We start from the raw sequence: 14,559 nt of genomic DNA, 5'->3' as shown, positions 1-14,559 counted from the left end.
TGGGATTATAAAGTCCGTCGGAATCCTTTTGACGGCCGCGTGCGTCCCAAAACGTTTCTGTTAACACGATTGCTTATCGATACCCCCCTGAGTAAACCTTGCGCTTCTCCCCATTTCCCGGCACCCGCGTCCGCGCAAGAAAAGTTACGCGGACCCAGAGCCCCCGAAACCCTACCTTCGCCCGCCCATGCGCAAATCCCCACCCCCGATTCACTTAGCCACCATACCGGCCCTGCTCCCCGCCGAACGGTTTACCCTGGCGAATGGCCTAAAAGTAGTCGCCATGGGGGGAGTAGATGCCCCCGTCATCCGCGCCGAACTAATTTGGGACGCCGGTCGTCCCTTCGAGACGGGTAAACTGGTTTCGGACCTAACCGACGACTTGTTGCTGGAGGGAACCGATCGCCTGACCGCCGCCGACCTCGAAGCCTACTTCGAACAGTACGGCACCCAGCTCGACCAGGCCGACGTGATGGACACCAGCAATCTGGGTATCTCCACCACCCACCGCTGGGTCGGGGAAGTGCTGCCCATGATGGGCGAGATCGTTGCTAGCTCGTCCTTCACCGAAGAGAGTTTTAACCGCCTCATCCGCCAGCGCCAGCAACGCCTCCGCGAAAATCTTTCCGACAACGACACGCTCGCCTTTCGGCTCATCACCGAAGCTACGTACGGCACCGATCACCCCTACGGTTACAATAGCTACCCGGATCTTTACGAAACGCTGCAGCTCGACCAAATTCGGGCATACTACCGCAGCCACTACCACGCCGGTAACGCCACCTTGTTCCTGGCCGGGCAGCTGAACGATGATATTCTCAAAATTGTGGAGCAGAGTTTCGGAGGTTTGCCGACGGGCGAACGGGCGGTTGCGGTGGACCTGCCTACCATTCCCAAACGGCCCCGCCTGCTGCAAGTCAGTAGGCCGCGCGCCGAGCAATCGATGATTCGTACCGGCCGCGCGGGCATCGACATTCGCCACCCGGACCACGCCGCCCTCGTCGTCCTCGACACGATCTACGGAGGTTATTTCGGGAGTCGGTTGATGCGCAACATCCGGGAAGAAAAAGGCTTGACTTACGGTATCGAATCGGAAGTGGACACATACCGGTTCGACGGAGATTTCGGCGTCTCGGCGGACGTAGCGAACGAGAGCCTGGGTGCGGTCCGGCAAGAAATTGCACTGGAGGGCGAACGCCTGCGGCAAGATTTAATTGAGCCCAGCGAGCTAGAAATGGTCCGTGCCTACCTGAGTGGAACCGTGGCCAACAGCCTCGATGGCGTTTTTGGCCACGCCTACCGCCACCGCGCGGCCATCATCAAAGACTACGAGCCACACGGCTACCTGCAGCAATTATCGCAAACCATTCTGGAGATTACTCCGGAGAAGATTCGGAAGGTCGCCCAACGCTACCTCGACCCGGCCGGCGAGTGGGAAGTCGTCCTCGGCGGCGGCGGCGTGATCGGGGAGGCTGGCCTGATTGAGGACCCGACCGCGCGCTTGGGACTTTAATCATCAGACCATCGCGGTGGGGTTTCCCGAGATTGCCTTCAACTTACTGATGACGCCCGCAGGATCGTCTGCTTTAAACACCGCACTGCCCGCCACCAGCACCCGGGCACCGGCTTCGAGTACTTTTTGGGCGTTTTGCAGCCCGACGCCGCCGTCTACCTCGATCATTGCCGAACTGTTCCGCACCGTAATCATGTCGTAAACCTGGCGGATTTTCGGAATACTTTGGTAAATAAACTTCTGACCCCCGAAGCCAGGGTTCACGCTCATAATCAGGACCAGGTCGAGTTCTTCAATGATGTTCTCCAGCACGTTTACCGGCGTGTGCGGATTAAGCGCCACGCCAGCTTTGCACCCTGCCTCCTTGATTTGTTGCACGACCCGGTGCAGGTGGTTCGTCGCCTCGGCGTGGACGGTGATTCCGCTCGCGCCGGCCTTTGCGAACGACTCAACGTACCGTTCCGGCTGGTCGATCATCAGGTGCACGTCCAGGTATTTCGTCGCGTCCTGAGCGACCTGCTCCACGATGAACTGACCGAAAGAAATGTTCGGTACGAAATTGCCGTCCATGACGTCGAGGTGAAACCAGTCGGCTTCGGAAGTATTGATGAGCTCGATGGCCTGGTCGAGGCGGCGGAAGTCGGCGGCTAGGAGGGAGGGGGCTACGTAGTGCATGAGTAGTGTTTTAGGCGGTAGGCGGTAGGTGGTAGGCGGGTGTTGTAGTCGTGGAAAGCTACCGCCTACCATCCTACCGCCTAATTCTTCCTAACAGCCCGCAGTGTATACACCAACGGAATCAACCCGGGCATTTGTTCCAGCCACCAGTGACCGGGTTCACCCGCTGGAATCATATCATCGAAACATTTGTACGGGGAGTAGTCGTATTCCGTAAAACTTTGCAGCGTGAGACCGGACTGAATGAGTGCGGTGACGACGGCGCTGATTGGGTGGTCCCAGTTAACTTCCGTACCGGTGATCGTGGCATCGTCACCGACGTAGCTTTTGGTAATGTCCTCTACGATGGGGTGGGGGTTGAAATAAGGATATTTGATCGCGCTCCGGTCTGCGTTCCAGAGGTAGGCCAGGTTGTGAAATTCGGCAAAAATGAATTGTCCGCCGGGCTTGAGGTAGTGGTGGATGAGTTGGGCCCACCGGTCGAGATCAGGGAGCCAGGTGATGGTGCCGTAAGAAGTGATGACGACGTCGAAGGAGGCGGGCTCGGGGAGGTGATCGGGGAGCGCGTAGAGGTCGCAGTTGATGAAGCGGGCATCGAGGCCGGTCTTGCGCGCCAAGTCGCGGGCGGCGGTGATGGCCGCATCGGACAAATCTACTCCGGTGACTTCCGCGCCGCGGCGGGCGAGGCTCAAGGTATCCTGGCCGAAATGACACTGGAGGTGGAGTATTCGCTTGTCCGTGAGGTCAGCCGGAAGGAGCGCTAGTTCGGGAGCTTTCAGGCTGTCTTTTCCCGCCAGCCAGGCCGGTACGTCGTAGAAATCACTAGCGAGGTGGACGCGCGTGCGCTGGTTCCACTGCGCTTTGTTTAGCTTAAGATAGTCGGGGTGATCGTGCATGGACGGCAATTCGGGTGGGGTGGGAACGCGGGGCGGCTCCAAAAAAGTTTCCGGGGGCGGGTACCGATGGGGGGTGGTAGATGCGTTTTGTTCCGTCCCGGTTTCGTAGATTCGCGGTTTACGGGGCTGCCTTGTTTTCTCTCCCCCCCCGTGACTTACTGTATGGCCAAAATTAAAAAATCTTCTTCGGCGCAAGCCAGCCTGAAAATGGGCCTGAGTGACGAACGCATTCCGAAATTATTCGGGATTCTGCTCATTCTCGTTGCCGTTTACCTGGGCGTGGCCTTCTTTTCCTACCTTTTCACGTGGAAGGTGGACCAGGACCGCGTGCTGCGCTTTAGCTGGAAATTACTGCTCAACGACGGGCCGACGGTGGACAACTGGTTGGGTCGTTTGGGGGCGTTTTTGTCTAATTTCTGGATGTATTTCTTATTCGGCGTCCCCAGTTTTGGCGTCGTCTACCTTCTCTGGCGGGCCGGTCTTAATTTCTTGCGCCGGCAACCGATCAGTAAGCTCATCAATCCGTTCGTGACCGTCATGTTGGCGATGATGGGCGGCGCGGTTTTGCTGGAATTTTTGTTTGGCTCCTTCACGAATTTTCCGCTGGGTGGAGCGGTGGGGGCCTACCTCGTCAGTCACCTGACGCGCGTGCTGGGTGCCTTTGGCGTGATCTTGTTACTGCTCACGCTCGTGGCGATCTACTTGGTTTTTGAGGTTCGGATCGACTTTAACGGCACGCCGGAACAAATCAAAAATGACGTAATTAATCACTTCTCCGGTCGTTTCCGGGGGGGTAAGATAGGGGCCCCGACTAAGTACGGGACAGGTGCTAACAATACTAGTGGGAGCGGTGGGGACGGGGAAGTACCGGCCCTTGCTCCTTCTTTCACTGACCCCGAACCCGCGACCGCGCCCCTGCGTCCCAGTAGCGCGAAAGCTGCCATTCTCCGACCTGGTGGTGACGACGACTTCGAAATAGAAGGCCCGGCCACGCTGGGCGATCAGGGAATCGAGCAACTCGCCGGCAAGCAAATGGAGATGCCGATGGACGCGGTGGGCGACCTCACGCTGGTGGGCACCGATCCGCTGGCAACCGGCGTGGACAACCTAATTCTCGCCGACGGTGATACCGGAATTAATACCGATCTCGCCGTCACCGCCCAGAATCAGAACCACACCGAGCCCTACGACCCGACCCTGGACCTGCCCAACTTCACGCCACCGCACGTCGGCCTGTTGCTCGAGCGCGAGACGGGAAGCGCCGAAGTCGACCGCAGCGAGCTCGAAGCCAACAAGGACCAGATCATTGAGACCTTATTAAACTATAAGATCGAGATTACGAAAATCAGGGCGACGATCGGCCCCACGGTGACACTCTACGAGATTGTCCCCGCACCGGGCGTGCGGATTTCCAAGATTAAAAACCTGGAGGACGACATCGCCCTTTCGCTGGCCGCCCTCGGTATTCGGATTATTGCCCCCATACCCGGGCGCGGCACGATCGGTATCGAGGTGCCGAATAAGAACCCCCAAATGGTATCCATGCGGGAAGTCCTGGAATCCGAAAAGTTCCAGAACGCCAAGATGGACCTGCCGCTTGCGCTCGGTAAAACGATCAAGAACGAAGTGCTGATCGCCGACCTCGCGAAGATGCCGCACCTGTTGGTAGCCGGCGCGACCGGTCAGGGTAAATCGGTGGGCATCAACTCGATCATCATGTCGCTGCTTTACAAAAAACACCCGTCGCAGGTGAAGTTGGTCATGATCGACCCCAAAAAAGTAGAGCTCTTCCCTTACGCTAAACTGGAGAGCCATTTCCTGGCCTTTCTTCCCGGCCAGACGGAACCAATTACTACGGAGACAACCAAGGTAATTCACGTGCTGAATTCCCTCTGCATCGAAATGGATCAGCGCTACGACTTACTGAAAAAAGCATCCGCGCGAAACATCAAAGAGTACAATGAGAAGTTCGTGGCCCGTCGCCTGAATCCGGAGAAGGGACATAAATTCCTCCCCTTCATCGTACTCATCATCGACGAATTTGCCGATTTGATCATGACGGCGGGTAAGGAAGTCGAGATGCCGATTGCCCGCTTGGCGCAGCTTTCACGCGCGGTTGGTATTCACCTCGTGATTGCGACGCAGCGTCCTTCGGTCAACATTATCACGGGTGTTATCAAGGCCAACTTCCCCGCACGGATAGCTTACAAAGTGACGGCAAAAGTTGATTCCCGCACGATCCTGGACGGCGGCGGTGCCGATCAGTTGATTGGGCGGGGAGACATGTTGTTGTCCAATGCCGGAGACATCGTCCGGCTGCAGGGTGCCTTCGTCGACACCCCCGAGGTGGAAGAAGTCATCAATTTTATCGGCAAACAGCGTGGCTACGTCGAACCTTACTTGTTGCCCGAGTACAACACCGACGAAGAGATGGCGGGCTCCGGCTCACTTTCTTACGCCGATTTGGATGACAATTTCGAGGACGCCGCCCGCCTCATCATTTCCCAGCAGCACGGCTCCACCTCGATGATCCAGCGCCGCCTCAAACTGGGTTACAACCGCGCTGGCCGCATCATGGACCAGATGGAGCAACTCGGCCTGGTTGGCCCCGCCCAGGGCAGCAAACCCCGGGAGGTGCTCGTTTACGACGAAAACGAGTTGACGCGGTTCATTGACGACCTGCGGAACCGGGGGTAGCGGGGCGGATTATTGCTACGTAGCAATTGCGATAGCAGTAGTACAAGACACATGAGCAAAGACGGTTTTGTTAGATGGCTTTAATTCATTACTACATTATCGCCACGGAGCTGGTCTTGTATTTCCCGGTTCGTAAGTATATTTTGGCGCGGTCGCGGGTGCAGGGTGATGGGTTTGGCGGCACAGCTTCCACCGGTGCACGAAACTATTCGCACTCGAAACTACCCAAACCCCACCTAAACCATATCCGTATTTATACGAATATATTCGCAATTATTCGTTTGTAGATGGGTTGCTTGCGTCGGTCGGTTGTTCTTTGTAATATGAGTAACAACGTCAAGATCAGGACCATAGAGATTAGCGGTTACACCTGCTATGCCTTTTGCCCGCAAACATTCATCGAAGACTTTTACGGAAAGACCGCGGTGATACCGGGCATCAGATTCGATCAGGACTGTAAGCGGTGGGTTGCACCGGCCTCCGTAGAAACCAAGCAGATGCTACGGGCGATGTTCGGCGAGGACAGTCTGGTTTGGGATACGCCGCGGGCTTCTTACGCTACCAATGGAACGACTGCCGCCCCCAAAGTAGTAGCTTCTACGAAGAGTCGCAAACGCGTAAAGCCAATCCTGAATCAAGTTCCGCTACCCCCACACTGGCAAGAAGCTCTACACCGGACGGAAGAACAGCTAACCGTACTCCGCTACAGCTGGCGAACCATAAAGAGCTATTTAACACACATCAAAACTTTTCTCGGCGTCCACCCCGGTCTTAATGTAGACGGGATTACCAATGACTTAATCAGAACGTACATTGTCGATCGGGTAGAGCAGGGCAACTACGCGGAAAGCACCCAGGGCCAAATGCTGAACGCCATCAAATTCTGGCTGGAAAAAGTAGAGGGTAGGGAAAAGGCATTTATCGAACTGCGACCGAAGAAGCGTCAAAAGCTACCGACCGTGCTTAGCGTTGAAGAAGTCAGGCGTCTGTTTGCTGCGATACCTAACGTAAAGCACCGGTGTGTTCTCAAAATTATTTACGGAGGCGGCCTGCGCCTGAGCGAAGTCGTCAACCTCAGGATTGCCGACGTAAGGTCGGACCGAATGCAAATCTTCGTCCACGGAGGCAAAGGCAAAAAAGACCGGTACACCACGCTATCCAGCAAATTTCTGGTAGAACTCCGCGAATACTTCGTAGAGTACGTCCCGGAATACTGGCTCTTCGAAGGCCAGGGTGCCGGTCAGTACTCCGTGCGCAGCGTTCAAACCATCCTGCGCAAAGCTGTGGAGTTAAGTGGCGTGAACCCCTACTGCACCGTCCACACCCTCCGCCACAGCTACGCGACCCACCTCCTGGAAGCGGGCACCAGCCTGCGCCACATCCAGGAACTCCTCGGCCACGCTAGTAGCAAAACGACGGAGATCTATACCCATGTCAGCACCAAAGAGAAGGTCGGCGTCATCAGCCCTTTGGATCGCTTGTAGTTGCGTTGTTCCTCCATATTCGAAGAATATTGTGTAATTTTGGAGGACAGATATGACTATTACGTGCAACCGTATATTGTGCAATAGGTATATGCGAACGTTAGCGGCAACAAAATTAAGAGATTGAGTCTACTAAAGCGCTTCAAATATTTAAAGAGTTAAACAAGTATTATATTCGCGAATGAACTACTTTGAAGATGAGAAGATTGATGAGGTTGAGAGAAAGAATTCTGCTTTTGCCGTAGTTAGAGCACTGAGAGAAGCTACAACGATTGCCAGAAGAAGAACTCAACCTACTACATACGAGCAAACCCTGAATATGCTCTATGATTTGGATGAAGAACTATATTCAAAGGTTGTAAACTTAATAGAAGTAAAAAATGAAAGTGATACTGTAAAATATTATAAGGAAAAGGCTTCAGTTGTAGATGATCCAAACTCGTTATTTACAACAACGCCTGAATCATTACTAGAAAAGGATATAGACGAACACCAAGAGTGGTTAAAGACAACAGATGATGCATCTAAGTTGAAATTTCTCAGAACGCAATTGTATCGACTAAAAGCTGCAAGGAAGTTTTTCTCTCCCAAAAGATTATCCGAGCACAAAATCTTAGAGCACGATTTCTTCATAGCAAAGAGGCATCCATTTGTGCAAAAACAAATTTATGAGGATGAGCAAGTAAAAGACTATAATCTTGATGGGGAAAGAATGCTACGATTAAGACTCTTGCATCCAGATAGAGACGAGCACATACTCGGTGCTGATTTGATTTACGAAATTTTCGATCTGGTCAATGAACGTGTACGTTTTGTTCATTTGCAATATAAAACTTGGGACAAGGGTGTACTATATCTAAAGCAAGGAAATATTAAGGATCAATTAAACAAAATGCAGAGCAACTTATGTAGTGTTGGATTCTGTAAAAGTGAGATCGGAAACAATCATAGTGACCTTTATCGAATGCCATTCTGTTGCGGTTTTTTACGTCCCACAGAAAAGCTGCAAATGGTACAAAAAAAGTTGAAGTCATCAGGAATACATCTTCCGATTTGCGAAGTTATGAAAAATATTGGGGATGATGATAAAATTACCAAGTCGAACTCAAAAGGAAGAAATATATCAAGCACAGTTTTTTCCGAGTTGTTTATAGAGAATATTATTGGTTCTAGATGGCATTCTATGAATCAATTAGAAGAGTATTACGAGAAAAGAGATATAGAATCTCTATACAATAATATAAGAATCCACGCCCAAGAGTTCCCTATTCTATCCGACGAAGATTACGCAAGAAAATAAAATTGTCAAATCTTCAATACGACAGCCTGCAAAAATTTGAATTTATTGATAATCTAGGTTGAGATAGGATATACTTATTGAATTTTAAATTCAAATGTAAAAGCACATATGTGACTGTAGATTTTCCATAGATAGTGAAGTATAGAGCCTTTCCTATGCTAAATTAAATGCCGCTAACACGGCAGCAAGCGACAAGCCGCCATAAAGGGTTGAGAATGCTGGTTCTAATGCCGCTCTTTTCTTCAACTTTTTGCGTGGCTTCGCTTTTACGCAAAAAGTTGAAGAAAAAAGCTGGTCCGGTGGTCGGTCCAACGCTCTCAATTTAAAAAATTCCTGCCGCGAAGAGCGCCAGGTTTTTTTAAATGTTCGCTTATGGCCCGCCCACCTTGCCGCAGATTAACGTATCTTGGTATCGATTGAGAAGGCGGCCTGCGTTGCTGCGAACGTTGTGTGCAACAAAATATAAATTCTCACCTTAGTATAGACTGTCTTTGATCACCAAGAGCCATGATGTGGCATCAAAAGCTTATATAATGATAGCGGAAAATAGTATTTTAACTGATAGGTATTATGGTATCTTACATGAATTTATGCAAGAACAAGTGATTGCTGATATAAAGGATAGAAGGTATAGTCAACTGAGGACCAAAATTATTGATAAGTCTCAACTGCTTAAATCAAAGGGATCAAAATGGGGGTATATTGTTATTTTAGTGAGCTTTTTATCTGGGGTGAATATAATGAATAATTTTTCTTTCACCTTGGGATTTATACTCATACTCATAGGTTTAATATATGGGGTGACGGTAATAATGGATAGTTTTCATTCAATTCATGATAGTAAGATAATAAGAACAAAGTCTTTAACAAAGGAGGACATTGAATACTATAATAATGGGAATATAAATATTCTAAAAGGAAGTAATTGGACTGAGCTGAAGTTTGTTTCTGAAATGGTAAATAAAATTCATAGAATCAAAGACCGATATTTTAGAAAAAGACTGCAAGGAACTTTATTACTTTTGCTTAGCGAAGATATAGATTATGTTAAAAGATGTTATGAATATACACCAAAGCACAAGTCTACTTTTGATTTGTTAAGAACAGCAACTAAAGATGCGAATTATCTTTGGAATAGATATCAGGGAAGTAAGAATGTTGATTTTTTTAAAGTTTCCAGGGCATATATATCAGAGCAGGAAAAGGTGAAAGAGCTAACAGATAATATTAAGATACAAGAAAAGTTAAGAGAGGTAGAGAAGGCAGATGAGAGAAGAGTCTGGGAAGCCAATTACATAAAAAAGAGAAATCAGAGCTACTTTGTAAAACCAACTAGGATAAATGATGATCTACCCTTGAATAAAACTAAGAAAAATAATGCAAAGTCTAAAACCATCAAAAAACTATCTAATATTTCAGATCATAACAAGGGATTAGAAAGTGAATCTAATAAGGTGTTTAAAAGCAATGGTATCGGAATTGAAGAAATTGAATTTAACACTGATGTATTTAAATCTGGGTTGATAAAATTTAATGCTTATGCTCCAAGAGAAGTTGGACATGTAAATATCGATCATACTACAAATAAATTTATAGGTGATCAAGGAGAGAAAGCTGTTCTTCAATATGAATTGAACAGATTGAATCAAGACGGAAAAGTCATCCATGTCAGTAAAGAATACGGTGATGGATATGGATTTGATGTATTTAGCGAATCGAATGGTACACTTAGACATATAGAAGTAAAATCGACCAAATCTAATAACTGGCAAGCTTTCAATTTCACGGGTAATGAACTTAAGGCATTAGAAATGTATAAAACTTCTTATTATGTTTACATATGTTATGATTATACGCCCAGTAGAGTGCCAAATTTTAAATTTCATATTATTTCTTATGAAGGGTTGAAGAATGATTTCTCTTGGACTCCATCTAGTTTCAAAGTAAAATTAAAATGATCAATTAATATTTGATGTAGCACGTGTAAAAAATTGTTCGCCTCAATTAAGTCAGAGTCGATATATCAAATTAAGATATTCTTCATTCTAAAGTTATTCGAAGGCCTAAAATAAATAAAATGCACACAACACAGCAGCAAGCGACAAGCCGCCCCGAAGGTTTGAGGATTCCGGTTTTAGTTCCGCTCTTTTCTTCAACTTTTTGCGTGGCTTCGCTTTTACGCAAAAAGTGGAAGAAAAGAGCTGGTCCGGTGGTCGCCCCAACGCTCTCAATTCACAAAATTCCCCGTCCTCCTGCGTCGGCCGCGGTTTTTGTGAATGTTCGCTTATGGTCCGCCCACCTTGCCGTAGATTGATGTATCTTGGTTTCTATTGAGACGGCGGCCTGCGTTGCTGCGAACGTTGTGTGCAACAAAAGGTAATTATATTAATTACAATATGAATTTAAAATCACTAGTAATAATTTTGTTAATCTATGCTAAATTTAAATGAATCGATTGCAAGATGGTCTAACTTTACTATTGTGATAATTAGTATGTTAGTTTTAAGTATAATTATAGGATCTACTGGTTGCCAAAGCGAAGATGATAAACTTTTCAATTCAGTCTCAATTCTAATCAAAGGTAGACCATCTAAAATCCCTTTAAGCCGAATCAATTCAGGTAAGCTTTTGTATTTGGAATATTGTCAAGTATGCCATGGAGCCAATCTCAAAAATCAATCTACAGGACCCCCAGTTGGACATGTACTTAGATACCGATCGATAGATTATATGAAGAACTTCTTGAAGTTTCCTCGTGAACTAATTTCCTCAAAGGATACAATGGCTGTTTGTACCTTCAATGATTATTATCCAGTTTTGAAGGGCAGTATATTTGAACAATATTATAACAGTGAGGGTAAATCCCAAATTACATATTTTCGAGAAATTGATGAGTCAGACGTTGACAGGATTATTGAAAATATATGTTATTGGATTCAGTACGAGTCAGAGCATCTACATTTGGATGTTGATAGTTTGAATACTTGGTACGAATGTAACCTAATAAATGGGAAAAGATTTAAAAAGCTACTTCCAGCGAGTTCAGACTATCAAGTACTGTTCTCAGTTCAAGAATTTAAAAATACATATTCAAAAAGGGATAGATTAGAATTGTATATCTTAGATGAGGATATTGAAGGCAGAATAATTAACGTAGCTTATAATATTCCACAACTGAATATTCAAATTCCAATGATTAAAACTGAATCTTCAGGCTTTATTTTATTGGGTAGTCAAAGTCAAAAGATCATAGAATTTCCTAGCTTAGACGGTGAGTTCACTTTAGAGACTCTTGAAGGAGGCCAAATATCATTCCTCACAGACTCTACTAGAAGTCAGTACTATTTGAGTTACGACAAGTCAAGTGAAACATGGGTAGAACTAATTCCTTGAGACTAATCTTGTATTTTCATTGATATAGGAGTTTCACCTGGATAAATCCCTACAATACAGTATATCGTTAATCTTATGAACACTATTCAATTTTTGAGCATTACTTCATTCCACGATTAAATAAAGGATTCAAACAAATTAAAATGCACACAACACGGCAGCAAGCGACAAGCCGCCATAAAGGTTTGAGGATGCTGGTTCTAGTTCTGCTCTTTTCTTCAACTTTTTGCGTGGCTTCGCTTTTACGCAATAAGTTGAAGAAAAGAGCTGGTCCGGTGGTCGGTCCAACGCTCTCAATTCACAAAACTCCCCGTCCTCCTGCGTCGGCCACGGTTTTTGCGAATGTTCGCTTATGGCCCACCCACCTTGCCGTAGGTTGATGTATATTGAGATCGATTGAGAAGGCGGCCTGCGTTGCTGCGAACGTTAGGCGCAAGAAAAAATGAAATTCTTCAAAGTCTTAGAAATGATAAACATCACTATCTTTGATCGATGAAAATTGATACCTTTAAAAGGATAGGGAAGCACCATTTAAATAACTGCGAGGATTCAAACGGAGCCTTTCAAATTGGACAAGATCGTTATTTAATATCAGTTTCAGGTGGATGCTCAATGGGAGATGAAAGTCATTTTGCTTCGAGTTTATTCATGAAATTATTGAGAGAGATATGCAAAGAGGACTTTCATCTTGAGTTTAGAAGAAATGATCAAATTACTCTGGAGGATCTGATGAAAGAATTATTTTCAAAGTTTTTTAATAGGCTTAAGCAAATAAAGACTGTTGGTTCTTTAGGAAAATACGATTTATTAGCAACTTTGATAATCGGGCTCGTTGATGTAAAAGATAACAAGTTCGTAGCTGTAGTTATTGGCGACGGACTAATAGTAGTTGATGGTAAGATTCATGAGTTTGACCAAGACAATCAACCTGACTACATCGGTTACCATGTTGACAAAAATTTTCTGGATTGGTATAGTTCACAAGATCAAATATTCTCTGGCGGAATTGAATTTTCGATGTCAGTTGTAACAGACGGAATATTTACATTTTCAAATGAAATAGATGAACAGGTTACAGTCAGTAAAGAACAAAGTATCATGAAGTATCTACTAATAAAGCAAAATCCTTCTGAAGTAAATGAGTGTCAGAATAAAATGGACAGCTTATTAAAAAATGAATCTTTATCCACCAACGACGATCTTGCTATTACTCGAATCATTTTATAACCTAATCAGAAATGTCGAGGTCATGATTGAGAAGTTCAAATGAGGTAGTTGAAACCGTAGCGGTTGTAAATGAACCCCAAATAGTAGGTGGTGGTCTTGACGAGTAAAAACATCTAGGTCAACTACTGTATACAGATTCAGCAGAAAACCATGTACAGTATTGTAGGCTTTATTATCGAAAGCTTTGACAGAGTCTCGGGAGATCCTAAGACAAATTAAATGCGCCTAACACGGCAGCAAGCGACAAGCCGCCATAAAGGGTTGAGGTTTATGGTTCTAGTTCCGCTCTTTCTTTCAGCTTTTTGCGTGCTGGCGCTTTTACGCAAAAAGCTGAAAGAAAGAGCTGGTCCGGTGGTCGGTCCAACGCTCTCAATTTAAAAAACTCCTGTCGCGAAGAGCGCCAGGTTTTTTTAAATGTTCGCTTATGGCCCGCCCACCTTGCCGCAGTTTGATGTATATTGGTTTCGATTGAGACGGCGGCCTGCGTTGCTGCGAACGTTCTGCGCAACAAAATTATAATCCCTTGTGTTTTTATAATCCAGAGACTAAAACATTTCAAAATGATACTCGAATCACCCCTTTCTAATGTTCAACTTGAATTGATGAAGATGTTTAGTCATGAACTCACCGACGAAGATCTAGTCTCTCTCAAACGGACTTTGGCTAATTTCTTTGCTGAGAAGGCAAGCAATGAGATGGATAAACTCTGGGATGAGAATGGATGGTCTGATCGAACTATGGACAACTGGATTAGTGAAGGTAAGACGACTGGCAAGTAGTGAGAGTAGTACTTGACACAAACAGCCTGATAGTATCGATTGGGCGCCAATCTAAATATCGACCGATTTTTGATGCGGTCTTGACTGGAAAAATCACTATGGTTATTTCGAATGACGTACTTTCTGAGTATGTAGAAATACTGGAGGAAAGGACAAATGCAGATGTTGCGGACAATATAGGTAGCTTTTTAGTAAGGTCGCCTGATGTGGATAAAGTTGAAATTTACTTTAAATGGGCTGCTATTTACGCTGATGCAGATGATGATAAGTTTGTCGACTGTGCGCTCAATGGAAATGCTCAACTGATAGTAACCGATGATAAGCACTTCAATGTCTTGAAAGATATGGACTTCCCCAAAATAGAAGTAGTAAAGACTGCGAAGTTTCTGGACATCATCAAGGAGCGAATTGGCAAAATCTAGACTGAGTTCGTCATTGCCATTTGACTAGTTTAAATGAGTTTTAGACGTAGGTTGTGTCGTTAGAACAAAAAGCATTTCCAATAATTTTGTGCTTATTCGGGACGATCCAAATCATCAGGATTCTAATCTTTGCTTCGTTCCAAGAGGTATCAAGAACCTAAGTCAAATAAAAG

Annotated in this window: 11 protein-coding genes; 9 read left to right on the top strand and 2 right to left on the bottom strand. The window is 46.3% G+C overall.

The genetic code is table 11. The annotated features are described in order from the left end of the window. Window positions 1-187: 187 nt before the first annotated feature. Window positions 188-1,513 (top strand): M16 family metallopeptidase, encoded by a 1,326-nt coding sequence (locus tag GGR27_RS18540; protein ID WP_168040143.1) that lies wholly within the window; start codon window positions 188-190, stop codon window positions 1,511-1,513. A gap of 3 nt (window positions 1,514-1,516) precedes the next feature. Here GGR27_RS18540 and rpe read toward each other — a convergent pair whose 3' ends face one another. After that, a complete protein-coding gene (rpe, locus tag GGR27_RS18535; protein WP_168040142.1) occupies window positions 1,517-2,188 on the bottom strand; it encodes a ribulose-phosphate 3-epimerase in 672 nt (223 codons plus the stop codon). Window positions 2,189-2,268: 80 nt separating this feature from the next. After that, a complete protein-coding gene (locus GGR27_RS18530; RefSeq protein ID WP_168040140.1) occupies window positions 2,269-3,084 on the bottom strand; it encodes a class I SAM-dependent methyltransferase in 816 nt (271 codons plus the stop codon). 162 nt (window positions 3,085-3,246) lie between these two features. On the opposite strand from GGR27_RS18530, the gene GGR27_RS18525 reads away from it, so the two are divergent. The 8 genes from GGR27_RS18525 (at window position 3,247) to GGR27_RS18490 (ending at window position 14,386) form a co-directional block, all read left to right on the top strand. After that, a complete protein-coding gene (locus GGR27_RS18525; RefSeq protein ID WP_168040138.1) occupies window positions 3,247-5,781 on the top strand; it encodes a DNA translocase FtsK in 2,535 nt (844 codons plus the stop codon). A 323-nt stretch (window positions 5,782-6,104) separates the two neighbouring features. Then, window positions 6,105-7,265 (top strand): tyrosine-type recombinase/integrase, encoded by a 1,161-nt coding sequence (locus GGR27_RS18520; RefSeq protein ID WP_168040136.1) that lies wholly within the window; start codon window positions 6,105-6,107, stop codon window positions 7,263-7,265. A 181-nt stretch (window positions 7,266-7,446) separates the two neighbouring features. Beyond that, entirely contained in the window at window positions 7,447-8,565 is a 1,119-nt protein-coding gene (locus GGR27_RS18515) for a hypothetical protein (protein ID WP_168040135.1), read from the top strand. A gap of 491 nt (window positions 8,566-9,056) precedes the next feature. After that, window positions 9,057-10,523, top strand: coding sequence for a DUF3883 domain-containing protein (locus GGR27_RS18510; RefSeq protein ID WP_168040133.1), 1,467 nt, complete (start codon window positions 9,057-9,059; stop codon window positions 10,521-10,523). A 475-nt stretch (window positions 10,524-10,998) separates the two neighbouring features. Then, complete coding sequence (locus tag GGR27_RS18505; RefSeq protein WP_168040132.1) at window positions 10,999-11,958, top strand: c-type cytochrome; 960 nt, start codon at window positions 10,999-11,001, stop codon at window positions 11,956-11,958. 492 nt (window positions 11,959-12,450) lie between these two features. Further along, a complete protein-coding gene (locus GGR27_RS18500; protein WP_168040130.1) occupies window positions 12,451-13,185 on the top strand; it encodes a protein phosphatase 2C domain-containing protein in 735 nt (244 codons plus the stop codon). A 560-nt stretch (window positions 13,186-13,745) separates the two neighbouring features. Next, window positions 13,746-13,964, top strand: coding sequence for a hypothetical protein (locus tag GGR27_RS18495; RefSeq protein ID WP_168040129.1), 219 nt, complete (start codon window positions 13,746-13,748; stop codon window positions 13,962-13,964). Beyond that, entirely contained in the window at window positions 13,964-14,386 is a 423-nt protein-coding gene (locus tag GGR27_RS18490; protein ID WP_168040127.1) for a putative toxin-antitoxin system toxin component, PIN family, read from the top strand. Before GGR27_RS18495 ends, GGR27_RS18490 begins: the two co-directional genes overlap by 1 nt. The last annotated feature ends 173 nt before the right edge of the window (window positions 14,387-14,559 follow it).

The sequence above is a fragment of the Neolewinella antarctica genome (genome assembly GCF_011927835.1).
Lineage (GTDB): Bacteria > Bacteroidota > Bacteroidia > Chitinophagales > Saprospiraceae > Neolewinella > Neolewinella antarctica.
The sequence above is the reverse complement of the archived record's forward strand: the minus strand, read 5'-3'. Positions and strand labels throughout refer to the sequence as shown.